Origin of the sequence: Stenotrophomonas indicatrix (assembly GCF_002750975.1) — a bacterium.
Taxonomy (GTDB): domain Bacteria; phylum Pseudomonadota; class Gammaproteobacteria; order Xanthomonadales; family Xanthomonadaceae; genus Stenotrophomonas; species Stenotrophomonas indicatrix.
On the sequence record NZ_PEJS01000001.1, the window covers coordinates 1120793 to 1146288 of the forward strand.

The 25496-nt window shown below is 67.3% G+C and carries 23 protein-coding genes; 4 read left to right on the forward strand and 19 right to left on the reverse strand.

Going from position 1 to position 25496, the window contains the following annotated elements:
- Positions 1–132: 132 nt before the first annotated feature.
- From CR918_RS05190 to CR918_RS05200, 3 genes are read right to left on the reverse strand one after another with little or no spacing between them, the layout of a single operon-like run.
- The gene (locus tag CR918_RS05190) at positions 133–1572 is read right to left on the reverse strand and encodes an efflux transporter outer membrane subunit (protein WP_099842201.1); all 1440 of its coding nucleotides are present in this window, start codon (positions 1570–1572) and stop codon (positions 133–135) included.
- Positions 1569–3527: a MacB family efflux pump subunit gene (locus CR918_RS05195; protein WP_032975817.1), complete on the reverse strand. Its 1959-nt coding sequence runs from the start codon at positions 3525–3527 to the stop codon at positions 1569–1571. Before CR918_RS05195 ends, CR918_RS05190 begins: the two co-directional genes overlap by 4 nt.
- Positions 3524–4762, reverse strand: a complete 1239-nt coding sequence (locus tag CR918_RS05200) for an efflux RND transporter periplasmic adaptor subunit (protein ID WP_099842202.1) — start codon at positions 4760–4762, stop codon at positions 3524–3526. Before CR918_RS05200 ends, CR918_RS05195 begins: the two co-directional genes overlap by 4 nt.
- A gap of 205 nt (positions 4763–4967) precedes the next feature.
- Here CR918_RS05200 and CR918_RS05205 point away from each other — a divergent pair, with 205 nt between their 5' ends.
- From CR918_RS05205 to CR918_RS05215, 3 genes are all read left to right on the forward strand, one after another.
- Positions 4968–5696 (forward strand): response regulator, encoded by a 729-nt coding sequence (locus CR918_RS05205; RefSeq protein ID WP_025875399.1) that lies wholly within the window; start codon positions 4968–4970, stop codon positions 5694–5696.
- Positions 5697–5702: 6 nt separating this feature from the next.
- Complete coding sequence (locus CR918_RS05210) at positions 5703–7094, forward strand: ATP-binding protein (RefSeq protein ID WP_025875397.1); 1392 nt, start codon at positions 5703–5705, stop codon at positions 7092–7094.
- A gap of 213 nt (positions 7095–7307) precedes the next feature.
- Positions 7308–10328, forward strand: a complete 3021-nt coding sequence (locus tag CR918_RS05215) for a ligand-binding sensor domain-containing diguanylate cyclase (protein ID WP_099783425.1) — start codon at positions 7308–7310, stop codon at positions 10326–10328.
- Between the two features lie 285 nt (positions 10329–10613).
- Here CR918_RS05215 and rnt read toward each other — a convergent pair whose 3' ends face one another.
- From rnt to CR918_RS05295, 16 genes are all read right to left on the reverse strand, one after another.
- On the reverse strand, positions 10614–11198 hold the full coding sequence (gene rnt / locus CR918_RS05220; protein ID WP_032951815.1) for a ribonuclease T: 585 nt from the start codon (positions 11196–11198) through the stop codon (positions 10614–10616).
- 400 nt (positions 11199–11598) lie between these two features.
- Positions 11599–12120 (reverse strand): HvfX family Cu-binding RiPP maturation protein, encoded by a 522-nt coding sequence (locus CR918_RS05225; RefSeq protein ID WP_099842203.1) that lies wholly within the window; start codon positions 12118–12120, stop codon positions 11599–11601.
- 23 nt (positions 12121–12143) lie between these two features.
- Positions 12144–12899, reverse strand: a complete 756-nt coding sequence (locus CR918_RS05230; protein ID WP_099844246.1) for an HvfC family RiPP maturation protein — start codon at positions 12897–12899, stop codon at positions 12144–12146.
- Positions 12892–13767: an HvfB family MNIO-type RiPP peptide maturase gene (locus tag CR918_RS05235; RefSeq protein ID WP_099783427.1), complete on the reverse strand. Its 876-nt coding sequence runs from the start codon at positions 13765–13767 to the stop codon at positions 12892–12894. The genes CR918_RS05230 and CR918_RS05235 overlap by 8 nt, the downstream gene beginning before the upstream one ends.
- Positions 13754–14104: an HvfA family oxazolone/thioamide-modified RiPP metallophore gene (locus CR918_RS05240; RefSeq protein ID WP_025875386.1), complete on the reverse strand. Its 351-nt coding sequence runs from the start codon at positions 14102–14104 to the stop codon at positions 13754–13756. Before CR918_RS05240 ends, CR918_RS05235 begins: the two co-directional genes overlap by 14 nt.
- 180 nt (positions 14105–14284) lie before the next feature.
- Positions 14285–14992: a phosphate signaling complex protein PhoU gene (gene phoU / locus CR918_RS05245; protein ID WP_025875384.1), complete on the reverse strand. Its 708-nt coding sequence runs from the start codon at positions 14990–14992 to the stop codon at positions 14285–14287.
- Between the two features lie 64 nt (positions 14993–15056).
- Positions 15057–15887 carry a phosphate ABC transporter ATP-binding protein PstB gene (gene pstB, locus CR918_RS05250; protein ID WP_025875381.1) on the reverse strand — a complete coding sequence of 277 codons (831 nt, stop codon included), beginning with the start codon at positions 15885–15887 and terminating at the stop codon, positions 15057–15059.
- A gap of 19 nt (positions 15888–15906) precedes the next feature.
- Entirely contained in the window at positions 15907–16770 is an 864-nt protein-coding gene (gene pstA, locus CR918_RS05255) for a phosphate ABC transporter permease PstA (protein WP_099842204.1), read from the reverse strand.
- The gene (gene pstC / locus CR918_RS05260) at positions 16770–17738 is read right to left on the reverse strand and encodes a phosphate ABC transporter permease subunit PstC (RefSeq protein WP_025875378.1); all 969 of its coding nucleotides are present in this window, start codon (positions 17736–17738) and stop codon (positions 16770–16772) included. The genes pstA and pstC overlap by 1 nt, the downstream gene beginning before the upstream one ends.
- An 82-nt stretch (positions 17739–17820) precedes the next feature.
- Positions 17821–18909 carry a phosphate ABC transporter substrate-binding protein PstS gene (pstS, locus tag CR918_RS05265; RefSeq protein WP_025875376.1) on the reverse strand — a complete coding sequence of 363 codons (1089 nt, stop codon included), beginning with the start codon at positions 18907–18909 and terminating at the stop codon, positions 17821–17823.
- A gap of 380 nt (positions 18910–19289) precedes the next feature.
- Positions 19290–20309 (reverse strand): phosphate ABC transporter substrate-binding protein PstS, encoded by a 1020-nt coding sequence (gene pstS, locus CR918_RS05270; RefSeq protein WP_025875374.1) that lies wholly within the window; start codon positions 20307–20309, stop codon positions 19290–19292.
- 136 nt (positions 20310–20445) lie between these two features.
- A complete protein-coding gene (locus CR918_RS05275) occupies positions 20446–21225 on the reverse strand; it encodes a PA3715 family protein (RefSeq protein WP_099842205.1) in 780 nt (259 codons plus the stop codon).
- A 110-nt stretch (positions 21226–21335) separates the two neighbouring features.
- Positions 21336–22547 (reverse strand): OprO/OprP family phosphate-selective porin, encoded by a 1212-nt coding sequence (locus CR918_RS05280; RefSeq protein ID WP_025875370.1) that lies wholly within the window; start codon positions 22545–22547, stop codon positions 21336–21338.
- Between the two features lie 229 nt (positions 22548–22776).
- A complete protein-coding gene (gene nth / locus CR918_RS05285; protein ID WP_025875369.1) occupies positions 22777–23466 on the reverse strand; it encodes an endonuclease III in 690 nt (229 codons plus the stop codon).
- On the reverse strand, positions 23466–23819 hold the full coding sequence (locus CR918_RS05290) for a hypothetical protein (RefSeq protein WP_033830735.1): 354 nt from the start codon (positions 23817–23819) through the stop codon (positions 23466–23468). The genes nth and CR918_RS05290 overlap by 1 nt, the downstream gene beginning before the upstream one ends.
- A 4-nt stretch (positions 23820–23823) precedes the next feature.
- Positions 23824–24618, reverse strand: a complete 795-nt coding sequence (locus CR918_RS05295; RefSeq protein WP_025875367.1) for an enoyl-CoA hydratase/isomerase family protein — start codon at positions 24616–24618, stop codon at positions 23824–23826.
- Positions 24619–24784: 166 nt separating this feature from the next.
- Here CR918_RS05295 and CR918_RS05300 point away from each other — a divergent pair, with 166 nt between their 5' ends.
- A complete protein-coding gene (locus CR918_RS05300) occupies positions 24785–25486 on the forward strand; it encodes an FKBP-type peptidyl-prolyl cis-trans isomerase N-terminal domain-containing protein (RefSeq protein ID WP_025875366.1) in 702 nt (233 codons plus the stop codon).
- Positions 25487–25496 lie beyond the last annotated feature (10 nt).

Sequence of the window (25496 nt, forward strand, 5' to 3'; positions counted from 1 at the left end):
GACCCGATCGGGGTCAGATCCCTTTCCCACGGGAAAGGGATCTGACCCTTTTTTCTGATCTGCCGTGTCGACCAAGGTCGACACCTACCGGGCAGGCGGTAGTCGCCAACCTTGGTTGGCGCTCCGGATGCCTTACCCCGCGCTGCCTCCCAGCGCCTTGAACAGCGTCACGTCGTTGTTCAACTGGCTCTGCCGCACCCGTGCCAGTGACAGTTCCGCGTCGCGCCGGGTCTGCTGTGCTTCCAGCCAGGTGCGCAGATCGGTGGCGCCCACGCGATAGCGCACTTCCTGCGCACGTTCCACTTCCACCGCTTCATCGTAGGACGCCTGCGACGCGGTTACCTGGCGCAGCAGCTGCTCGCGTGCGGACAAGGCGTTGTCCACCTCCGACAGCGCGGTGTACAGCGTCTTGCGGAAGTTGGTGGCGGCGATCTGGTAGTTGGTGCCGGCCACGTCCGTATCCAGCTGCACGCGCTGCAGGTTGAGGAAGGGCAGCGACAGCCCAGCTCCCAGCGTCGCCACCGGATTGCGCAGCACATCGCCCAGCGAGGTGGCGCTGGAACCCAGGCTGCCGGTAAGACTCAGTGCCGGGTAGTACTGGGTGGCGGTCACCCGGATCGTCTTCAGGCTGTTGCGCAGCCGCAGTTCGGCCGCGCGCAGGTCGGGCCGGCGGCCGAGCAGGTCGGCGGGCAGGCCTTCGGCAATGCTCGGGCTCTGCGCCTCCAGCAGGTTCTGCGGTTCGTCCTGCTGCGGCCACGGCGTGCCATCCAGCAGCACGGTCAGCGCGTTGCGCACCTCCACCCGCTGTTGTTCCAGCGCGCTCTGCCCCGAACGCTGCGACTGCAGGTTCTGCAGTGCCTGGCGTACTTCCAGGCGCGAAACCGCACCGGCATCGAAGCGCGCCTGTACCAGTTCGTGCGTGCGCTGCAGCCGCTCAAGGTTGGCCTGGCCGGTGGCGATGGACTGGTTGAGGTAGGCCAGTGCCCAATACTGGTTGATGACATCGCCGATCACCAGCAGGGCGGTGTTCTGCCGGTCTTCTTCGCTGGCGTCGGCCTCCCAGCGGGCGATGTCGCGCTGGGTGCGCAGGCGGCCCCACAGATCGATTTCCCACCCCAGCGACACGCCGGTGGAATAGCTGCGGCGCCAGTCGTCGGCCTGGTCGGTGGCGCGGCTGCCGCTGCCGCTCACGCCGGACGACGAAGGCTGCGGCCACAGCGCGTTGCTGGCCAGCCCGGCCTGCAGGCGTGCACGCTGCACCGCCAGCCCGGCCGCACCGAGGTCGCTGTTGGCGGCAAGCGCCTGCGCGACGAGGCGGTCGAGGCGCTCGTCGCCGAAGCCGGTCCACCAGTTGTCCTGGCGGACGTCACGGGCCGGGCTGTCCAGGCCGCTGCGCGGGTCGTCGGCCGGCGCGTTGAGGGTCGCATCGCCACGACCATAGGTGGCGGCAACGCTGGGGTCTTCGACCGGATAGCGGCCCACGGAAGCGCATGCGGAGAGTGCAAGCAGCACGGCGCCGGACAGCAGCAGGCGCGAGGGAGCGGGGAAGGGCAGTCGGGTCATCATCTTCATTCGCGGGCCAGGGCCTCCACCGGGTCGAGCTGGGCGGCACTGCGTGCCGGCAGGAAGCCGAACGCCACGCCGATCAGGGTCGAACAGGCGAAGGCGGCAATGATGGAAGCGGTGGAGAACAGCACCTGGAAATCGCTGGCGAAACGGCCGATCAACACGCCCATCAGCAGTGCCAGGCCGATGCCGAGCAATCCGCCGAGCAGGCATACCAGCACCGCTTCGATCAGGAACTGCTGGCGGATGTCGCTCTGCCGCGCCCCCACCGCCATGCGCACGCCGATCTCGCGGGTGCGCTCGGTCACCGAGACCAGCATGATGTTCATCACGCCGATGCCACCGACCAGCAGCGCGATGGCGGCAATGGCGCCGATCAGCAGGGTCATCGTGCGCGTGGTCTGTTCGATGGTGTCGCGGATCTCGGCGCTGTTGCTGAGGAAGAAGTCCTCGGTGCCGTGGCGCATGGTCAGCAGCCGGGTGATCGCTTCCTGCGCCGCATCCATCGGCGTTTCATCGTTCACCCGCACGGTGATGCTGGAAACGTGGCTCTGCCCGAGCATGCGCGACATCACCGTGGTGTAGGGCACGAACACGCTCAGGCTGGTGCTGCCGCCGAAACCGAAGCTCTGCTTCTTGGCCACGCCGACCACCCGCACCGGCACGTTGCCAAGCAGGATCACCTGGCCGATCGGATCGCTATCGGGGAAGAACTGGGTCCGGGTGTTCTCATCGATCACCGCCACCTGGCCCAGCCCCTTCACCGCGTCGGTGTCGAAGAAGCTGCCGCTGAGCAGGCTCACGCCCTTCACCCGGAAGTACTGCTCGCCGACGCCGCTGATCTGCGCGGTGGCCGACTGGTTGCGGTAGCGCGCGGTGACCGAACTGGACACGCTGGGGGTGGCGCTGTCGACGTAGCTCTGCCGTGACAGGGCATCGGCATCGCTGGCCTTGAGGGTCTGCACCCGCGCCGAACGCATGTCGCCGAAGCCGCGACCGGGGTAGACGTCGATGGTGTTGGTGCCCAGCGCGCTGATGTTCTGCAGGATCTGCTGCTGCGAACCGTTGCCCAGTGCCACCACCGAGACCACCGAAGCGATGCCGATGATGATGCCGAGCATGGTCAGGAAGGTGCGCAGGCGATGGGCGTTCATCGCCAGCAGGGCCATCCGGAACGCTTCGGTGAATCGGTCGCGGGCGGCCTGCCAGCTGCTGCCATGGGCCACGCCAGCGCTCGGCTCGCGTTGCGCACGGTAGCTGGGCGCGGCCGGATTGGCACGGTCGGCGATGATCTCGCCGTCGCGGATCTCGATGATGCGCTGTGCGTGCTCGGCCACGCTCATGTCGTGGGTGACGATGATGATGGTGTGGCCTTCGGCATGCAGTTCGCCGAGGATGGCCATCACCTCTTCGCCGGATTTCGTGTCCAGGGCGCCGGTCGGTTCGTCGGCCAGGATCACCTCGCCACCGTTCATCAACGCGCGCGCGATCGACACGCGCTGCTGCTGGCCACCGGACAGCTGCCCGGGTTTGTGGTGCATGCGGTCGGCCAGGCCCAGCCGCTGCAGCAGCTGCTCGGCACGCGCGGTGCGCACCGGGCCGGGGCTGCCGGCATACACCGCCGGCACGGCCACATTGCCGCGTGCGTCGAGATCACCCAGCAGGTGGTAGCGCTGGAAGATGAAACCGAAGTGCTCGCGGCGCAGCTCGGCCAGCTCGTCGGGCGCCATTTTCCCTGTCTCGCGGCCCGCCACCTGGTAGCTGCCACGGGTCGGGCGGTCCAGGCAGCCGAGGATGTTCATCAACGTGGACTTGCCCGACCCGGATTGGCCGACGATCGCCACCATCTCCCCGGCATGGATGTCCAGGTTGACGTCGCGCAGCACGGCGATGACATCTTCACCGGCCGGGAATTCGCGTCGAAGGTCGCGCAGGCGCAGCAGTGGCGCCGTCATGCTCATCGGCGCCCCATGCCCGGGCCGCCGACCCGCATCTGCATGCCGCCACGGTTGCCGCCGCCAGCGGCTGCCGCAGCGCCGCCTTCGCCGACCACCACGCGCTCGCCTTCCTTCAGGCCGGACAGGACCTCGACGTTGGCGCCGTTGTTGATGCCGACCTTGATCTTGCGCGGCTGCGGCTGGCCCTTGTCGTCGACCACCCGCACGATGCGATCGCCATCGCGCGACTTCGGTCCCAGTGCAACGGCCGGCACCATCAGCACGCCCTTGGCCTGCTTGAGCAGCACCGATACCTGTGCGGTCATGTCGATGCGCAGGGTGCCATCGGGGTTTTCGACGTCGAACAACGCGTTGTAGTAGACCGCGCTGCTGGAGCTGGAACTGGACGAGCTGCTGGAACTGGACGAGCTTTCGTTGGCGATCGACGCCGGTGCCGGATTGATCTGCCGCAGCGTGGCGTGGTACTTGCGGTCCGGGTCACCCAGCGTGGTGAAGTACACCGGCATGCCGGCCTTGATCTTGACCACGTCGGCCTCGGACACCTCGGCATTGACGGTCACCACGTCCAACCGTGCCAGCATCACGATGGTCGGCGCGGTCTGGTTGGCGTTCACCGTGCGGCCTTCCTCGGCCACTACCGCCACCACGGTGCCGTCCATCGGCGCGACAATGCGGGTATACGCCAGGTTCGCACGGGCAGTGCCCAGTTCGGTTTCGCGGCCCTTGATCTGCGCCTCGTAGGACTGCAGCTGCGCACGCGCGGTCTTCAGCTGGGCCTCGGCGGCGTCGTATTCCTGGCGCGAGGTGGCTTCGGCAGCCAGCATCTGCTGCTGGCGTGCGAACTCCAGTTCGGCCTGGCGCAGGGTGGCCTGCTGCACTGCGCGCTGCGCGGTCACCTGGTCCAGCGAGGCCTGCGCGTTGAGCACCTGGTTCTGCTGGGTGGTGGCGTCGATCTCGGCGATCAGGTCGCCTTCCTTCACCGTATCGCCCAGCTGCACCTTCAGCGACTTGATCTGGCCGGAGGCCTGCGCGCCGACGCTGACCAGCTTGTAGGCGTCGATCACGCCGGTGGCTTCCACCGTCTGCTCGATGTCGCCGCGGCTGACCGGGGTGGTCGCCAGCGCCGGTGCGGCCGGCTTGCGCAGCAGCCACCAGGCGGATACAGCGGCGATCAGGACAATCAGGGCGATCAACATCAGGCGACCCTTGCGGGTCGCGGGCAACAGGCGGGAGATCACGTGGCGGCTTCACTCTGGGGGCCGCAGCGGCGGCGTTGGTGGGCATTGTGAAGATCGAGCGACGCTGTGCTCAATCCTCGGGGTGTGTCTCTATGTAACACTGTCTGCGAGACTGCGTATCGGCAGGTATCCCGCACTGCGGGGGATACAGTGGTACGCATTGGCCTGGATGCGGTTCAGCTGCCGACACGGGATGATTCGCGACATGGAGACTGAAAACCCGATGCACCGTTTGCTGATCGTCGATGACGACAACGATATCCGCACCCTGCTGGCCGAGCAGCTCGGCCGTGCTGGCTACCAGGTCAGCACCGCCGCCGATGGCACCAGCATGCGCCAGCTGCTGGAACGCGAACACGTGGACCTGATCGTGCTCGACCTCAACCTGCCGCGCGAGGATGGCCTGACCCTGTGTCGCGACCTTCGCGCGCGCTCGAACACGCCGGTGATCATGCTCACCGCGCGCGCCGAGCCGATCGACCGCGTACTCGGCCTGGAAATGGGCGCCGACGACTACCTGGCCAAGCCGTTCGAGCCGCGTGAACTGCTGGCGCGCATCCGCAACGTGCTGCGCCGTACCGAAGCGCTGCCGGCCAACCTGGAACCGCTGGCGGTGCGCCGTGCGCGTTTCTCACGCTGGATCTTCGACCTGGAGCATCGCCACCTGGTCGATCCGGACGGGCGCGTGGTGGTGCTGTCCGGCGCCGAATTCCGCCTGCTGCGGGTGTTCATCGCCCATGCCAACAAGGTGCTCTCGCGCGAGCAGCTGGTGGCCCTCAGCAGCGGCCGCAACTACGAAGCGCAGGACCGGGCGATCGACCTGCAGGTCAGCCGGCTGCGCAACAAGCTGGCCGATGACGGTGGCCCCGATGGCCTGATCAAGACCGTGCGCAACGAAGGCTACGTGCTGGCCTCGGCCGTCAACCTGGAATAAGCCGCGATGAAGCGCCTGCGCCACTTCCTGTCCTCGATGGTCGGACGGCTGTTCGTGATCCTGCTGCTGGGCATGAGCGTGGCCGCGATCGGCGCGACCATGCTGGCCAGTTCCAAGCGGCAGCAGGAATTCGAGCGGCAGAACCTGAACCGCATCGCCGACCGCCTGCAGGGCTACATCAACCTGCTCGACGGCAACCCGGAGCTGCGCGAGCGGCTGCTGGAGATCGGTGGCCCCAGCGTGCGGGCACTGCAGCCCGGCGCGCGCATCGGGCGGGCCGACAAGGCGCTGATGGAAGTACTGGAAGACCGCCCGGGCCCGGTGTCGCGGGCGCATGTGCACTTCGCCTCGTTCCGTTCGTGCATTCCCAAGCTGCAGGACCTGCTGCCGCCACCGCCGCCGGGCCACCGCAAGCCGCCACACGAACGCGATCCCACCTTCATCCCGCCCAAGTGCCGGGCGGTGGACGTGGTGCTCAACGACGGCACGTTGCTGAAGCTCGCCCTGGATTCGCCGGCGATCGCGCACAACGGCATCCTCGCCGTGGACCCGCTGTTCCTGACCCTGCTGGTACTGGCCATTGCCGTGCTGGCCTACGTGGTTGCACGCATGGCCAGTGCGCCGCTGCAGGAGCTGGCGGCCGCCGCCGAGGACCTGGGCGATGACCTGCAGCGGGCACCCTTGCCGCTGCGCGGGCCGCGTGAGGTGCAGCGCGCCGCCGAAGCCTTCAATGCCATGCAGCATCGGCTGCAGCGCCACCTGGCCGAACGTACGCAGATGCTGGCGGCGATCACCCACGACCTGCAGACGCCGCTGACCCGGCTGCGCCTGCGCCTGGAAAACGTGACCGACGAGACGCTGCGCGAGCGCCTGATCGGCGACCTGGCTGCGATGCAGGCACTGGTACGCGAGGGCCTTGAACTTGCCCGAAGTGCGGAGAGTGCCGAACAGCGCGCCGCGCTGGACCTGGATTCGCTGCTGGAGAGCATCGTCGAGGACACTGCCGAGGACGGCGCCGACGTCGTCTTTGAAGGCCGCAGCGGCGCGGTGCTGATGCTGCGCCCGCTGGCGATGCATCGCTTGTTCTCCAACCTGGTGGACAACGCGGTGATGTATGCGCAACGCGCCCGGGTACGTGTCGAGCGCGGCGAGGGCACGATCACGGTGGTCATCGCCGATGATGGCCCCGGGCTGGCCGATGACCAGCTGGAAGCGGTGTTCGACCCGTTCGTGCGGGTGGAGACATCCCGTTCGCGCGAGACCGGCGGTGCCGGCCTGGGCCTGACCATCGCCCGCGCGCTGGCCGAGAAGGACGGGGGGCGCCTGTGGTTGCGCAACCGCCCCGAAGGTGGGCTGGAAGCGGTGGTGCAGTGGTCGACCAGCGCCGAGGCGCGCTAGCGGCATCGATCCCGGACCCGGCCCGGTTGCGCCGGGCGGCCCGGGCGCGGTGACGCCGGTGACAGGGTTTGCCCTATCATCTGCGTACTTCCCCATTCTTCGTCCGATGAGCCTGCCTGTTCCTGCCGGCATGCCGCCCTGCGCGGTGCGGCTGTCCCTGTTCGCGTCTGCTGCCGCCACCGGCATCCGCAGCTGGCCGCCGCCGCTGCGCTGATGGGCGGACAGGGGGCGGGCAGGCGCCGGGCGGGGCGCCACGCGGAGAACATCGGTCGCCTGCTGCAGGTGGGTGTGCTGTGGCTGCTGCTGGCGATTGCCACGCCACTGGCCGCGCAGAGTGGCGCGCCGCCGTTGCGCGACTACGCCATCGACGTGTGGACCTCGCGCAATGGTCTGCCGCACAACTCGCTGCGGGACATCGCGCAGACCCCGGAAGGCCACCTGTGGTTCGCCACCTGGGAAGGCCTGGTGCGCTACAACGGCCTGGATTTCACCGTGTTCGACCGCAGCACCCGGCCGGGGCTGCGCGACAACGGCATCGGCGCGCTGCTGGTCGATCCGCAGGGCGGTCTGTGGATCAGCGATTCGCGCGGCAATGTCAGCCACCGCGGCAGCGACGGCCAGTGGCGGGTCTGGGAACATCAACCGGATACGCCGCAGGTGCTGATCCAGTCCATGCAGATGGACAGCCAAGGGCGCCTGTGGCTGTTGTACGAGGGCAAGGGCATTGGCTATCTGACCCCGGACAAGGGCATCGTCTACCAGCGCCCGCCGCCGGACCTGCCGCTGGCGATGAGTTTCACCAAGATGGCGGTCGATGCGCAGGACCGGGTCTGGATCGGCACCCTCGACGGCCTGGTGCTGCGCGACACCGCCGGCGTACTGCAGCGCGCGCCAGCAGCGTGGGGCGTGGACAAGGGCCTGTCGTGGCCCTATCGCGCACCCGATGGCACGCTGTGGATCGTCGCGGGCGAGCGCCTGTACCGGGTGGAGGATGATCGCCTGGTGCTGGTGCACCGGCTGCCTGGCCAGCTGCATTTGACCGCCATGCTGCAGGACCGCCATGGCGACCTGTGGCTGGGCACCGAGAACCAAGGGCTGCTGCGCATCTCGGCACATGGCCTGGAGCGCCTGCCGGCGGGTCTGAACCTGCCCGGCGGGCGCGTGGTCAGCCTGCGCGAAGACGCCGAGGGCAGCATCTGGGTGGGTGCCAATGGCGGCCTGTACCGCCTGCGCGAAACCCTGTTCAGCAGTTACACCGAACGCGATGGCCTCAGCGGCGACTACGTGCGCACGGTGCTCGAAGACCGGGACCGCCACCTGTGGGTGGGCAGCGCCAGCGGCCTGGACCTGCAGACCGGCGACGGTCGATTCCGTGCGATACCGCTGCACAACCGCGGTGGCAAGGCGCCTTCGGTGCTGAGCCTGGCGCAGGATGCCGGCGGCGATCTGTGGGTGGGCACCTTCGGCGACGGCATCTACCGCTTGCACGCCGATGGACGGCTTCGCCACAACTACGCGGCGGCCGATGGCCTGCCTGGCGGCAACATCCGTGCGATCAGCATCGCGCCTGACGGCGTGGTCTGGGCGGGGACGCAGAAGGGCGTGGTCCGCATCGAGGGTGACCAAGTAACCGTGCCCACCGTTGCTGGCATTCCGGGAGGCCTGACCACCGCGCTGGAACACGATCACCAGGGAAATCTGTGGATCGGCACCATTGAAGGCGTCCGCGTGCTGCGCGGTGACCGGGTGCAGTCGATCGACCTGGCGCCGCTGGGCGGGGGCCGCAGCGTGTTCGGCTTCCACCAGATCGGCGATGCGATGTGGATCAGCAGTGACCGTGGGCTGTACCGCTGGCAGGCGGGGACGCTGGCACGGGTGGGCCTGGAGCAGGGCATGCCGGTGGACGCGGTGTTCCAGCTGGTGCCCGACCGACTGGGCAACGTGTGGATCAGCAGCAACCGCGGAGTACTGCGCACCGACATGGCCACGCTCAACGCCGTGGCCGACGGACGCGCGCCGCGGGTCACGGTGGAGCGTTACAACGAGATCGACGGCATGGCCAATGCGCAGGCCAACGGCAGCTCCGGTCCCTCGGCGATCCTGCGCCAGGACGGCACGTTCTGGGTGGTGACCGCCGGTGGCTTGAGCACGGTCGATCCGCAGCGGCTGCAGCGTTTCCGTGAACGTCCCGCACCGCCTGCGGCAATCGAGAACGTACAGGTCGACGGTGCGCCGGTGCACTGGGAGGGCCCCGAGCGCAACCTGATTCCCGGTGGGCGACGGCTTGCGGTGAGCTACGTGGGCCTGAGCTACCTGATGTCCGACCGCATCCGCTACCGCACACGGCTGGAGGGGCTGGACAACGGCTGGGTGGAACGTGGCCCGCAGCGCAGCGTGGAATTCGTCGGCCTGCCGCCGGGCGATTACACGCTGCACGTGGCCGCCGCGCACCCGGGTGGCAGTTGGGGGCATCAGGAAGCAGTGTGGAGCTTTACCGTCGAGCCATTCTGGTGGCAGCGGCACAGCGTGCAGGCGCTGATCGGGCTGGTGCTGCTGTCCGCGCTGGTGGCGCTGTACCGCTTCCTGCTGCAGCAGTACAAGGCCAGCAACCTGCGCCTGGCACGGCGCGTGGACGAGGCCACCTTCGACCTGCAGGCGCAGACCGTGCACCTGCAGGCGCTGAACCAGGAGAAGACCGAGCTGGCCGAGCGCCTGGCGCGGCAGGCCGAGGCGTTCGAACGGCAGGCCCGCGAAGACGCGCTGACCCGGCTGGCCAACCGTCGCGGCTTCGACGAGGCGCTGGCCCGCGACTTCGCCCGCGCCCAGCGCAGTGGCCATCCGCTATGCCTGGTGGTGCTGGACATCGACCACTTCAAGGACGTCAACGACCAGCACAGCCACAGCATCGGTGATGCGGTACTTGTGGAAGTGGCCCAGGTGATCGCCGCCGCCAGCCGCGATTCGGATCTACCGGCACGCACCGGCGGCGAAGAATTCGCGCTGCTGCTCAATGACACCCGGCTGGAGGAGGCGGCGCAGCTGTGCGCGCGCCTGCGTGGCCTGTTCCATGACCACCCGGACTGGGCCGGCATCCCCGGCCTGCGGGTGACCTTCAGCGCCGGCCTGGTGGAACTGGACGGCGACGACCGCACCCCGGCACTGCTGTACCAGCGCGCCGACCGCGCGTTGTACCGCGCGAAGAGTGACGGCAGGGATCGCACGAGCATCGGTTGATCCAATGCAAAGCATCCACGCATGGCGTGGATCTACTGGCATTGCCGTACCAACAGTCGGCACCCATCGAGCGCAGCGACCCGCTGTTGCTCCCGCTTTTCTGATCTTCCCGTGGCGCCCGGGAAACTGTCAAAGGCCGGGCAGGGTGGGGTCGCGGGGGTATCCGCGCCATGGATGGCGCGGCTAAGCCCCCAAGGATGGGTTTACGGCGTCCCCCGCGAATCCATCCTGCCCGGCCTCACCCGCAATGCCGATTCGCCACGAGGGGCTCCGCCGTTGGCTGCTTCACCGCGGCCAGGCGTTGGCGATCGTGCAGAACAACCGCGCCGTCTGCTCGGTGTCATACACCGCGCTGTGTGCCTCGTTGGCATCCCAGCCCAGCCCGGCCGCCGTGGCCGCGCGTGCCAGCACCGTCTGGCCATAGGCAATGCCCGCCAAGGTGACCGTGTCGAACACGCTGAAGGGGTGGAACGGGTTGCGCTTGTGCCCGGTACGGGCCACCGCGGCGTTGACGAAGCCGAGATCGAAATGCGCGTTGTGGCCGACCAGGATCGCGCGCTGGCAGCCGTACTTCTTCATCGCTGCACGCACCGGAGTGAAGACGTGGTCCAACGCCGCCTTCTCTTCCTTGGCCAGCCGGAACGGATGGTCGAGGATGATGCCGGTCACTTCCAGCGACTTCGGGTCGATCTCCAGCCCCTCGGCCGGCACCACATGGGCGCTGGCGGTCTGGCCAGGGTAGAGCAGGCCGTTCTCGTCCATCTCGATCGGCACGGCGGCGATTTCCAGCAGCGCGTTGCGCTGGCTGTCGAAGCCGCCGGTTTCAACATCCACCACCACCGGCAGGAAGCCGCGGAAGCGTTGTGACATCGCGCGCTGCGCCTGGGGTACGTCGGAAACAGGGAGGGCGGCAGGTGCGGAAGTGGGGTCGGTCATGTACGGATTCTAGCAGAGCGACCCTGAGCGCCCGGGATCCCGGTAGGTGCCAGCCTTGGTTGGCACCCTGCGCGCCGACCAGGGTCGGCATCTACCGGACGGCGCGACGCGCGCCGACCAAGGTCGGCGTCTACCGGACCGCGCGACGTGCACCGACCAAGGCGCCCGGGATCCTGGTAGGTGCCAACCAAGGTCGGCGTCTACCGGACGGCGCGACGTGCGCCGACCAAGGTCGGCATCTACCGGACGGTGCGACGTGCGCCGACCAGGGCGCCCGGGATCCTGGTAGGTGCCAACCTTGGTTGGCACCCTGCGCGCCGACCAGGGACGGCGTCTACCGGAGCGCAGGCCGCGCCGTGGGGCCCGACGGATACCAGCGCGCCAGCACTGCATCCACGCTCAGGCGCCCAGCACCGGTGAACAGCAGCGGCAACAGCATCGCCATGAACAGCAGCGGCAGTTTGAAGTTGCCAAAGCCCTGATCGCTGATCGCATAGCCCATCGCCAGATCGCCCAGCGAGCTCCATTCGGCCGGCCAGTGCACCGCGTACGTTGCCACAGCCGTCAGCACCAGCAGGCTGGCGGCGGCAAAGCGGGTGCCGAAGCCCAACAGCAGGCACGCTGCGCCCACCAGTTCGAACCAGGTGGCCAATTGCCAGTTCAGCGCAGCGGGCAGCTGGTCGAACGGAAACGGGAAAGCATCCTGCAGATCGGCGAACCAGTTCTGCCCGTGCAGCTTCTCGCGCCCGGATTCGAAGAATTCCCAGGCAAGCAGCAGGCGCAGGCCAAGCGGGGCCAACCACGGGGCGAAACGGTCCAGCTGGCCGCGTGCGGCGGCCAAGGGCGGGGTCTTCATCGGTGTATCTCCTGGAAGGGACGTCAGGGTGAAGCGGGGAGCGGACCGATCACACCAGCACGCAGGAACTGCTGCAGCAGGTGCGCGCCAGGGGCGGCCAATGTCCCAGGATCGAGGTGGTGCAGGGCGGCCAGTTGCTGCAGCTGTTGTTGGCCGGTGGCCCCGGGGGACTCGCCGATCAGGGTCAGCAGATGCACCGCCAGGCTGGTCAGTGTGGCAAATCGCACCGCGCCATCGGCATCGCGCCGCACCAGCAGGCCGGTGGGCTCTGCCGGTGGTTGCGACGGTGCATCTTCGCTACCCAGCTGATGCACCGGCCAGCGGTACAGTAGCGGCCAGGCCAGCGGTGAGCGGCGCAGCGGCACCTGCAGCGGATCGATGTCGCCCGGTTCCGGCAGCGGATCGGCCTGCAGCTGATACAGCGCGGTCTCCACCCACTCGTAGTGGGCCAGTTCGGCAAGCGCCGGATGCGGCAGCTCCGGCTGCACCTGCAGCCACTGCACGAACTCGGCAGCCAGTTCGGTGAACAACGGGGTGTGGCAATGGTGGCTGGCGAAATAGTGGCGCACCAGTGCACTCCAGTCCGGTTCGCCCAGCAGGCGCACGCAGACCGGGAAGCCGTTGCTCAACAATCCCAGCAGATTGTTGAACAGCAGGCGTTCGTACACGGCCACCCGACGCGGGTCCATGCCGGGCGGCGCCGGTACCTGTGCCGGGTCGCGCAGGTGCGCGGTGAACGCGTGCTGCTGCGCACGCAGGCGTTCGGGGGCGTCAGCCATGGGCGGCTCCGGCATGCGCGGCCTGCAGGCGGTGGATGGTCTGCAGTTCGCCCCGCAGCTCGGCGTAGGGCGGGAAATTGAAGTCGCGTTCGAGCAGGGTAGGGCGTGGGCCGATGCGGGCGTAGGTGCGTGCCAGCAGGTCCCACACCGGGTCGATCACCGGGCTGCCGTGGGTGTCGATCTTCAGGTCCGGCGCCTCGTCCAGGTGCCCGGCCACGTGCAGGCAGACGATGCGTTGTGCGGGCAGGCCGGCGATGAAGGCATCGGCGTCGTAGCCGTGGTTGCAGGCATTGACGTAGACGTTGTTGACGTCCAGCAGCAGGTCGCAGTCGGCCTCGGCCAGCACGGCAGTGGTGAAGGCCAGTTCGTCCATCGTCGGGTCCGGCGCCAGGTAGTACGACACGTTTTCCACGGCGATGCGGCGACCGAGAATGTCCTGCACCCGGGCGATGCGGGCAGCGGTGTGGCGTACCGCTTCATCGGTGAATGGAATCGGCAGCAGGTCGTACAGGTGGCCCTCGTCGCTGCAGTAGCTCAGGTGTTCGCTGTACAGCGGCACTTGATGCTGGTGCAGAAACGCACCCACCTGCGCCAGCAGCTGGGTATCCAGGGGCGCACTGCCGCCCAGTGACAACGACAGGCCGTGGCAGCTCAGCGGATGGCGCGCCGCCAGTTCGGCCAACGCGTCACCTGCGGGACCACCGACACCGATCCAGTTCTCCGGCGCGCATTCGAGGAAATCGAAATCGCCGGCCGGTGCATCGCGCAGGTCCTGCAGCAGGGCACGGCGCAGGCCCAGGCCCACGGCCGCCGCAGGAAGCGGCGACCGCGGGTGGACGACGCCGGCGCGGACGTCAGTGCTTGCCACCGCACTTGCCTTCGCCGCACTTGCCTTCGGCCGACTTCTTGTCACCGCCGGTCTTGGCCTTGGTGTCCGCACCGGCCGCTGCCTTGCCCTTGTCGCCGCCGCACTTGCCTTCAGCACTCTTGCCGTCGGCGCCACACTTGCCTTCGGCATGCTTGGCCGCATCGGCGGATTTTGCATCGGTCGCCTTCGCGTCGGTGGCCTTGGCCGCCTGGCCGGCCACCAGGTAGCCCTGGGCGAGGTCGGTCATGCTCAGGGCCGAGGCGGAGGCGGTCATGCCGAGGCCTGCGGCCAGGGCGGTGGCGGTCAGCAGGGACAGCGTCTTGTTGGAGGTGCTCATCGGTCGTGCTCCTGGGTGGTGGGCGGGTGCCCGTGGTGAAGCGATGGTGCAGCGATCCTACTCAACGAATCCTCGCCGGGAATTCAAATTTTCGTGAGAAGTATTGCAGCGCCAACAAAAAGGCCGCCGTCACGAGGACAGCGGCCACCCTGGAGTCGAATCCGGTGTTGCAGTGCAGTATCAGATATCGCCCGCGCTGGAGGTCTCGTCGCGCTTCTGGCGCGGCGGCAGCGGCTGTTCGCCGTGCACCAGGAACCACACGTTCTCGGCGATGTTGGTGGCATGGTCGCCCACGCGCTCCAGGTTCTTGGCCATGAACAGCAGGTGGGTGCACGGGGTGATGTTGCGCGGGTCTTCCATCATGTAGGTGAGCAGCTCGCGGAACAGCGCGGTGTACTGCGCATCCAGGCGGGCGTCGTCCTCGCGCAGTTCCAGCGCGGCATCGGCGTCGTTGTCGCGGTAGGCGGCGATGGCGCGGCGGACCTGCTGTGCGGCCAGGCGGCCGAGGGCGCGCAGGCCCTGGATCTGCGGCAGCGGCGGCACCTTGCCCAGCGCGATCGAGCGCTTGGCGACGTTGGCCGCGTAGTCGCCGATGCGTTCGATATCGGCCGGAATGCGCAGGCCGGCGAGGATCTCGCGCAGGTCGCGGGCCATCGGGCCACGCAGCGCCAGGCGCATCACGTCGTGGCTGATCTGCTGTTCCAGCGAATCGATCGCTTCGTCGTTGGCGATGATGCGATGGGCGGCGTTCTCATCGCGCTTCTCGATGACGTCCATCGACGCCTCCAGCTGGGCGACGGCCATCTCGCCCATGCGCACGATTTCGGCCACCAGGCGCTGCTGCTCTTCGTCGTAGCTTTTGACGATGTGGTCGTTGGGAAGGTTCATGTTCTGCAATCCAGGTAGAGCCAGGCGGGCCTGGCTGGGACAGGTGACGAAGCGTCAGCGCCGATCAGCCGAACCGGCCGGTGATGTAATCCTCGGTCTGCTGCTTGGACGGCTGCGAGAAGATCACTTCGGTGCGGTCGTGTTCGATCAGGTCGCCCAGGTACATGAAGGCGGTGTAATCGGACACGCGCGCGGCCTGCTGCATGTTGTGGGTGACGATCACGATGGTGTACTCGTGCTTGAGCTCTTCCACCAGCTGCTCGATGCGGCTGGTGGAAATCGGGTCCAGCGCCGAGGTCGGCTCGTCCAGCAGCAGCACCGACGGGCGCAGGGCCACGGCACGGGCGATGCACAGGCGCTGCTGCTGGCCACCGGACAGGCCCAGCGCGCTCTGGTTGAGCTTGTCCTTCACTTCGTCCCACAGCGCGCCCTGGCGCAGCGCGTGCTCGACACGGTCGGCCATGTCCGCCTTGGACAGCTTCTCGTGGTGGCGGATGCCGTAGGCCACGTTCTCGAAGATGGTCATCGGGAACGGCACCGGCTTCTGGAACACCATGCCGACCTTGCTGCGCAGGCGGTTCATCGGGTACTTCGGCGACAGGATGTTCTCGCCGTCGAGGATCACCTCACCGCGCGCTTCCAGCTTCGGGTACAGCGCGTAGATGCGGTTGAAGATGCGCAGCAGGGTCGACTTGCCGCAACCGGAGGGACCGATCAGCGCGGTCACGCGCTTTTCCGGGATCTCCAGGTTGATGCCCTTCAGGGCGTGGAACTTGTCGTAGTAGAAGTCCAGTCCACGCGCGGCGAGCTTGACCGGGGCCGGAGCGTGCAGGTTCTCGTGCGAGGCCGGCACGACGATGCGCTGCATCGGCACGGCGTTGGAAAGGTCGTTCATGGCGGTATCCACGGAAAGGTCAGTCATGGGAGATACGGTTGCGCAGCAGGATGCCGCGCGCAGAGAGGCTGACCAGCAGCACGAACACGGTCAGCACCAGCGCGCCGGCCCAGGCCAGCACCTGCCAGGATTCGTACGGGCTGCCGGCGAACTGGTTCATCACCACCGGCACCGAGGCCATCGGCTGGAACACGTTGCTGTTCCAGTACTGGTTGCCGAAGGCGGTGAACAGCAGCGGTGCGGTCTCGCCGGAAATGCGGGCCAGCGCCAGCAGGATGCCGGTGATGATGCCGGCCGAGGCACTGCGGTACAGCACCTGCACGATCACCTTCCACTGCGGAATGCCCAGCGAAAGCGCGGCTTCGCGCATCTGCGAAGGCACCAGGCGCAGCATCTCGTCGGTGGTACGCACCACCACCGGCAGCACGATGAAGGCCAGCGACAGTGCACCGGCGAAGGCGGAGAAGCTGCCGCCGGTCTGCATCACGTACAGGGTGTAGACGAACAGGCCCAGCACGATGGACGGGGCCGACAGCAGGATGTCGTTGACGAAGCGGACCACGGTGCCGGCCTTGCGGGCGTTGCCGTACTCGGCCAGCCAGGTGCCGGCCAGCACGCCCAGCGGGGTGCCGATGCCGATCGCCAGCGCGCACATCACCGCACTGCCGAAGAAGGCGTTGGCCAGGCCGCCTTCCTGCATCGGCGGCGGTGTCATCTTGGTGAACAGATCCACGTTGATGCCGGCCAGGCCCTTGGAGGCCAGGGTGAACAGGATCCAGCCGAGGAAGAACAGGCCGAACAGCGCGGTGGCGCAGGACATCGCGATGGCGATGACGTTGCCGATGCGGCGGCGCAGGTACAGGGAGTCAGCGGTGCTGGACATCAGTTGCCCTCCTTGCGGGACAGGCGCATCAGCATCAGGCGGGCGATGGCGAGCACCACGAAGGTGACGATGAAGAGGACGAAGCCGAGCAGCAGCAACGCCGAGCGGTAGGTTTCAGTGGCTTCGCCGAAGTCGTTGGCGATCAGTGCGGCGATGGTGGTGCCCGGTTCCAGCAGCGACGGCGACAGGCGCACGCTGTTGCCGATCACGAAGGCCACTGCCATCGTCTCGCCCAGAGCGCGGCCGAGGCCGAGGAACACGCCACCGATCACCGCCGAGCGGGTGTAGGGCAGCACGATGTCCCAGCTCACTTCCCACTTGGTGGAACCCAGCGCGTAGGCCGATTCCTTCAGGCGGGTCGGCACGGTCAGGAACACTTCGCGCATCACCGAGGAGATGAACGGGATGACCATGATCGCCAGCACGAAGCCGGCGGTGAGCATGCCGATGCCCAGCGGCGGGCCTTGGAACACCGGACCGATGATCGGCCATTCGCCCAGGGTTTCATTGAGGAACGGGGTGACGTACTCGGTCATCACCGGCACCAGCACGAACAGGCCCCACATGCCGTAGATGATCGAGGGAATGCCCGCCAGCAGTTCGATGGCGGTACCGACCGGGCCACGCAGCCAGCGCGGTGCCACTTCTGTGAGGAAGAAGGCGATGCCGAAGCTGACCGGTACGGCGATGACCATCGCGATCAGCGCGGTGACCAGGGTGCCGTAGATGGGGGCGAGGGCGCCGAACTTGTTTTCGACCGGATTCCAGTCGGAGGAGAAGAAGAAGCTCAGGCCCTGCATCTGCAGGGCGTGGCGACCACCCCACAGCATCGACAGTGCGGCGCAGGCCAGCGCGATCAGGACGAAGATGACGGTGCCGACCAGCACCCATCGGAACAGTTTGTCGTTGCGGGCATCACGCGTGTCACGCGTGGACGGGGCGGCTACAGGCTGGGCGATGGCATTCATGGGGACGGCAGGGCCAGGAAGGGGCGGGGCAGCACGATGTGCAGGAGACGGTGCCCGCACGTGGCGGGCACCGTCGGGTCCATCACTTCAGTTCGGTCGCCCAGTAGGCTTCGATCTGCTTGACCAGCTCGGCCGGCAGCGGCACGTAGTGCAGTTCGTTGGCCTGGGTCTGGCCGCTTTCGAAGGCCCACTTGAAGAAGGCCAGCGCATCCTGGTTGCGCTTGGCATCCTTCGGCTTCTTCTGCATCAGCATGAAGTTGGTGGCGGTGATCGGCCACGCCTGCTCGCCCGGGGCGTTGGTGATGACCAGGTTGAAGTCCTTGGCGCTGGCCCAGTCGGCGCTGGCGGCAGCGGCGGCGAAGGTTTCAGCGTTCGGCTGCACCCAGGTGCCGGCGGCGTTCTGCAGCGAGGTGTACGGCATCGCGTTCTGCAGGGCATAGGCCAGTTCGACGTAGCCGATCGAGCCCTTGATCTGCTTCACGTAGGAAGCAACGCCTTCATTGCCCTTGCCACCCACGCCGTCCGGCCACTGCACCGAGGTGCCTTCGCCGACCTTGCTCTTCCACTCCGGGCTGACCTTGGACAGGTAGTTGGAGAAGTTGAAGGTGGTGCCCGAACCATCCGAACGGTGGACGATGGTGATCTTGCCGTCCGGCAGGGTCACGCCCGGGTTGGCGGCGACGATGGCCGGGTCGTTCCAGGTCTTGACCTTGCCCAGGAAGATGTCGGCGAGCAGGGCGCCACTGAGGCGCAGCTTGCCGGCTTCCAGGCCGTCGATGTTGACCACCGGCACCACGCCGCCGATGGCCGACGGGAACTGGGCCAGGCCAGCCTGGGCCAGCTCGTCGCTGCTCAGCGGCTTGTCGGAGGAACCGAAATCGACGGTGCCGGCCTTGATCTGGGCGATGCCACCACCGGAACCGATCGACTGGTAGTTGATCTTCGCGCCGGTGGCGGTGTTGTAGTCGGCCGACCACTTGGACACCAGCGGGAAGATGAAGGAGGCGCCGGCACCGGAGACCTCAGCGGTCACCTTGTCGCCGGCAGCGGCCGGAGCAGCGGCGCCGTCAGCGGCCGGCTGCTGTGCGGCCTGCTTGTCGCCACCGCAGGCAGACAGGCCCAGGGCGATGGCCAGGGAAAGGGCGGCAAGGCTGGCCGAGTGCAGTTTCATGGTCACTCCATAGCGGGGTAGAGCCGACGGTGTCGGCGGATGCGGCTATGAAATGATGTTTTTGTTACAGCCGTATGACGTCCATGACAGAGGTGTCCTGGATCACGTTCTGGCAAGGGTTTCGCGGGATTCACGGTTGGCTACCGGGTCGGCTGACAGCCCCAACTGCGCTTCTGCGCGGTCCCCGGCGCGGCGGAGGGCCGGCCCATCGCCGCAATGCCACATTCGAGGAGGCGCAGCGCCTTCACGACCAACCGCAACAGACTACCCTGCAAAAAAGAAGAGCGCCGGACCCCGAAGGATCCAGCGCCCGGTTGGGGCCGGCGGGGGAGAGAGGACCCGCCGGCCCCGTTCCTGCGGGGGAACGCCTTGCAACGAACTCAGTACTTCAGGTTCTGCGTCCAGTAGGTCTCGATCTGGCGCACCAGCGCGTCCGGCAGCGGCACGTAGTCCAGCTGCTTGGCCTGCGCATCGCCATTCTTGTAGACCCAGCGGAAGAACTCCTGCGTGGCCTTGGCGCCCGCCACGTTCTTCGGCTGCTTGCGCACCAGGATGAAGTTGGTGGCGGTGATCGGCCATGCATCAGCGCCCGGGGCGTTGGTCATCACCAGGTAGAAGTCACGGGCGTTGGCCCAGTCGGCGCTGGCCGCAGCGGCCGAGAACGAGGCGTCCGACGGCTGCACGATCTTGCCGGCCGCATTCTTCATCGCCGCGTAGGACATCTTGTTCTGCAGCGCGTAGGACAGTTCGACGTAGCCGATGCCGCCCTTGATCTGCTTCACGTAGGCAGCAACGCCTTCGTTGCCCTTGCCGCCGATGCCGGCCGGCCACTGTACCGAAGTGCCTTCACCGACCTTGCTCTTCCACTCCGGGCTTACCTTGGACAGGTAGTTGACGAAGTTGAAGGTGGTGCCCGAACCGTCCGAACGATGAACGATCGTGATCTTGCCGCTGGGCAGGGTCAGGCCGCTGTTCAGTGCGGCGATGGCCGGGTCGTTCCAGGTGGTGATCTTGCCCAGGAAGATGTTGGCCAGGGTCGGGCCGTCCAGCTTCAGCGCGCCGGGGGCGACGCCAGCAACGTTGATCACCGGCACCACGCCACCGATCACCGACGGGAACTGGGCCAGGCCGGCGGCAGCCAGCTCTTCCGGCTTCAGCGGCGCGTCGGACGAACCGAAGTCCACGGTCGCTGCCTTGATCTGGGCGATACCACCGCCGGAACCGATCGACTGGTAGTTGACCTTCTTGCCGGTGGCGGTGCTGTAGTCGGCCGACCACTTGGACATCACCGGGTAGATGAACGAGGCGCCCGCGCCGGTGACATCGGCGGCGTTGGCGGCGAACACGGACGACGCTGCCAGAATGGCGACGGCGGCGCGCGACTTGAAGGCGTGGATCACGGGAGAGACTCCTGGGGTGGTCGAGGGGCGGCTGCCCGACGTTTCGGTGCACATTCCATAACGGTTCCATGACACACCCGCGTCTGTCATATGACGCGAACGTGACAGCCGTCATGGCGGTGCCCAAGCCCGCCCTTCAGAGCCCGCGCAGCGCCTCCGGAACGGCATAGCGACCGTCGCGGGGCTGCAGTGTCCAGCGCTGTACGGGTGCCGTCGTGTCGGTGGCATGGCAGTCGTCACCGGCGGCGACGCTGATCGTATCGGTGCGTTTTTCGCGCACCACGATCGGCGCCAGGCCAGCGGCATTGGCACTGCCCATCTCCAGCGTGCGCTCGAAGCGGCTGAACTCGCCGGCGCACCGCGTATCCCATTCGCCGCGACTGCCGCTGACGGCCAGCGGGGCAAGCACCCGGCGCAGCTGCCGGCCCTCGCGTACGAACAACTGCAGCTCGGTCTGCGCGAACGGGTTGGGGCCTGAGCTGCCGTTGTAGTCCATGCGCACGCCGAACGCGCGGGTGGCCGGGTCCAGCTGCCAGCGTGCCGTGTCCAGGCGAAGTCCGGTAAAGCGCAGCGCATCACTGCTGACCGCATCGGCCACGCGGGTCCAGGCCAGCGGCTGGCCACTGGCGGTATCGATCAGCAACAGGTCCAGGTCGCCACCGCGCACGTCTTCCGAGGCGGGGGCGGTCCATTGCGCGACGGCCAGCAGGGTCGTGCCGGGCTGTGCGGGCCACGCGCGGCAGGCCGTGCTGTCCGCATCGGTGAAACGTGCCGTGACCGGCAGGGCGCCGGCCGGCAACTGCCGATACGCGGCCTCGCGCACGGCCTCCGCATCGTCACAGGCGAACGCAGTGGCGGGCAGGGCAGCGAGCAGGACACCGCAAAGCAGGCGGCGCAGGCGGAGCGAAGAAGGCATCCCGAAGGTCCTTGTCGACAGGGCAGGGCATCATCGCGCGGCCACCGCCTGCCCACAACGACGAAGGCACGGCCTGGGCCGTGCCTTCGTTCGAACGCGTGCTTCCGGACTTACCAGAAGAACTGCGCGCGGGCTTCCAGGATGTTCGGATCGTCGTTGACGAAGCCGCGGGCGGTCGAGCTGTACTTCTTGCTGTCGACCATCACGTAGTTGAGCATCAGCTTGAAGTTCGAGCGCCAGTACCAGTTCGCGCCGACGGTCCAGATGTCCATCTTGCCGCCGAGCACGCCATCGACGATCGGCGGACGGCCGGCCACCGGGTTGGCGGCGAGGTTGCCGTCGTTCAGATCCATGTGGTCATAGCGCACGCCCAGCTGCCACTGGCCGCCGGCCGGGTTGTTCGGCAGGCCGGTACCCGGAGTGCCGCCCTTGTAGCTCCAGCTTTCGCCGGTGACATTCCACACGCCGCTGACGTAGTAGCCGTCGGTGGTGTAGTTGTCATGGGCGTAACGCTTGGCCTTGCTGGTGTAGTACTCGGCCTGGGCCTTGAACGGGCCCTGGAAGTACATCGCTTCGGCGCCGATGGTGCTGACGCGGTCGGTGTCGGTCATGTTGCCGCCATCGACCAGGCGCGCGGTGGCCAGATCGGCGTTCGGGCGGGCACGCACGCGCAGGGTGTCCGCGTCGGTGTCGTAGTCGACGTAGCTCAGGCCGAAGTGCAGGACCTGGCCCTTCTCGTTGATCGGGGCCCAGGTGCCACGTGCGCCGTAGCCGCTGCCGTGGGCCAGGTTGCGGGTCAGTTCGCGGCCGAAGGCGCTGGCGGTGACCGACCAGTTGTCCTGGCCGTAGCTGTAGGCACCGCCCAGGCGACGGGCGACAGCGTAGGTGTTGGTGACCGCAGCTTTGGAGATGAAGTCGTTGTTCTTGGTGCTGGACAGTTCTTCCAGGCTGTTGGGCTGCTTGAACTGGCCGACCTGGATGAAGTGGTTGGCGTTGCCCAGCAGCTTGTACTTCACGTTGGTGTCGAGGAACTTGTCGGCCTTGGCGTCGTAGCCCACGACCCATTCCACGTTGCCCGGGCCCTTGCCCTTCAGCACCAGCTCGGCGCGACGCAGTTCGAATTCGCTGTTCTTGCCGTTGCCGGCGTCACCGCCGTTGAGGTCCACGACGTCATTGTCGTACCAGTTTCCGTCGGCCTGGACCAGGCCTTCGAAGGTGATTTCCGAACCGCCGATCACATCGATGGCGACTTCGGCGTGGGCGGCCGGCACGTACAGCGCAGCAGCCACGGCGATCGTCAGGAGCTGGTGATGCAGTTTCATGGAGAGGAGCCTTGCAGGCAGGTGGGAAGATGCGCGCAGGCTAAAACGTGAAGATTGCGTAAATGTGACAGTTCGCGCACGGCGGCGATCCGCCGCAGGCCCCGTCACGGCTGGGCCTGCCATTGAAACCGGTTACGTATGACGCGCGGATTGCGCCCCGGTTGCAGTAGATCCACGCCATGCGTGGATGGATTTTCCAGCCGATCCACGCCATGCGTGGATGGCGCCGTCATTCTGCGGGGGTCTTGTCCTTGAACCGGCACAGGTCGGCAATCACGCAGCCCGGGCAATCCGGTTTGCGCGCTTTGCACACGTACCGACCGTGCAGGATCAGCCAGTGGTGCGCGTCGAGCAGGAACTCGGCGGGAATCGCTTTGACCAGTCGATCTTCGACTTCGCGCACGTTCTTTCCGGGCGCAAGTCCAGTGCGGTTGGCGACACGGAAGATGTGCGTGTCCACCGCCATCACCGGTTCGCCGAAGGCGGTGTTGAGCACCACGTTGGCGGTCTTGCGGCCGACACCGGGCAGGGCTTCCAGTGCGTCGCGATCGCGTGGCACTTCGCCACCGTGCTTCTCCAGAAGCAGCGCGCAGGTGGCGATCACGTTCTTCGCCTTGGCGTTGAACAGACCGATGGTGGCGATGTACTTCTTCAGTCCCTCTTCGCCCAGGGCGAGGATCTTCGCCGGCGTGTTGGCAACCGGGAACAGGCGTCGGGTGGCCTTGTTGACGCCGACGTCGGTGGCCTGTGCAGACAGCGCGACCGCCACCAGCAGTTCGAACGGCGAGCTGTATTCCAGCTCGGTCTTCGGATGCGGGTTGAGCTCGCGCAGGCGGGTGAACATTTCCACCACGTCGGCACGCGGCATCGTACCGCCGCGCCGCGCAGGTGCGCGCGCGGTCTTCTTCGCGGTCGCCATTACTGCTCCTTGCCGGCGGCGCGGGCCTTGGCCCGGGCGAGGATGGCGGCCGCGGCAGCAGGCAGGGCGGGTTTTACGTCCGGTGCCGGCGCGGGCGTCCGGCGCGCATCACGCTCGGCCTCGCGGCGGGCCAGGCGCACGGCGCGTGCGCGGAAACGTTCGCGCGCCGCCCATGCACGCTGCAGTTGCAACTGCATCTGGCACAGGCGGTCCGGCAGGTCCGGATGATCGGGCAGCAGCCGCTCATCGCCAGGGCGCACCACGTAGTCCATCAGTCCAGCCTGCAGCGCACCATCGGGATCGTCTGCCTGGACCCGGGCGAACAGCAGCACGGGGTTGGGTCGGGATGCCATGGCGTCAGCGGTTCTGGAAGGCGGGGGGGCGGCGCTGCAGGAAGGCGCTGGTGCCTTCGCGCATGTCCTCGGTGGCGAACAGCAGGCCGAACTGCGCACTTTCGTATTCCAGGCCGGCTTCCAGGCTGCATTCGCCGCCCACGTGCACCGCGTCGAGCAGGCCACGCAGCGCCAGCGGCGCCGACTGTGCCAGCTGCCGGGCCAGGGCCTGCACGCGGGCATCGAGCTCGGCGGCGGGCACCACTTCGTTGACGATGCCCAGGGCCAGTGCGCGCGCGGCGTCGATCGGGGTGCCCAGCAGGCACAGTTCCAGCGTGGCCGCGCGACCACACAGGCGCAGCAGGCGCTGGCTGCCGCCGAAGCCGGGAATCAGGCCGAGATTGATCTCCGGCTGGCCGACCTTGGCCGAATCAGCGGCGATGCGCAGATGGCAGGCCATGGCCAGTTCCAGCCCGCCGCCCAGCGCAAATCCGTTCACCCGGGCGATCACCGGCTTGGGCATGCGTTCGATGCGGCGCATCAGGGCCTGGCCGAGCAGGGAGAAATCACGTCCCTGAACCGCGCTCAAGGTGTTCATTTCCGCGATGTCGGCCCCGGCCACGAACGCCTTGGGGCCAGCCCCGGTCAGCACCACCACCCGTACTGCCGGGTCGGCGGCGGCGTCGCCAAACGCCTCGGCCAGGGCCTGCAGGGTGGCGGCATTGAGGGCGTTGAGCTTGTCCGGGCGTTGCACGGTAATGGTGCGGACGGCGCCATCATCGCTGACGTCGACCGGGTGGGGAGCGGGGGCCTCGACCACGGGAAACTCCTGGAACGTTAAAAAAAAGTGAGATTGAACTCTGTAAACGCAGACAGGTCATAGCCTGCGTGGTGAGTAGCGGTTACACGTTGTGGCCGTTATCCTAACCCGTCGCCTCAGGGCGGCGCAGAACGTCCCTGAGTTACCACCCCTGGAGAACTGTTTGATGAAGTTGCGTTCTATCGCGGTCGCCGTCGCGGCCCTGGCCCTGACGGGCAATGCCTTCGCCCAGGACATCGCGTCCGAGAAGGGCAAGCTGAGCTACTACTTCGGTTACGACTACGGCAACAACCTGGCGGAGCTGACCGGTCGCGGTGAGCAGCTGGACATCAACTCGGTGGTGAAGGGCCTTCAGGACGCCTACGCCAAGAAGCAGCCGGCCATTACCGCCGAGCAGCTGAAGCCGGCCGTTGAAGCGTTCCAGAAGCGCGAGCAGGGCCGTGCCCAGGCCGCCAAGGCCGAGTACGAAAAGGCTGCTGCCGAAAACAAGACCAAGAGCGATCAGTTCATGGCGCAGAACAAGGCAAAGGCGGGCGTGCAGACCCTGCCGAGCGGCGTTCAGTACCGTGTGATCGAAGCCGGCAAGGGTGCCAAGCCGACCCAGGCCAGCACCGTGCAGTTGGAAGTGGCCGGTCCGTTCCCGTACGGCCAGCGCCCGACCGAAGCCCGCCCGGCCCAGCAGATTCCGTCGATCAAGGTCAGCGAAGTCGAAATGAAGGCCATGCGTGAGACCCTGCTGCAGATGCCGGCAGGCTCGAAGTGGGAAGTCTCGCTGCCGCCGGATCAGGCCTACGGCGCCGACCCGCGCACCCCGTTCCCGCCGAACGTGGCTGTGCAGTTCGAGATCAAGCTGATCAGCGTCAAGTAAGAAGAAACAG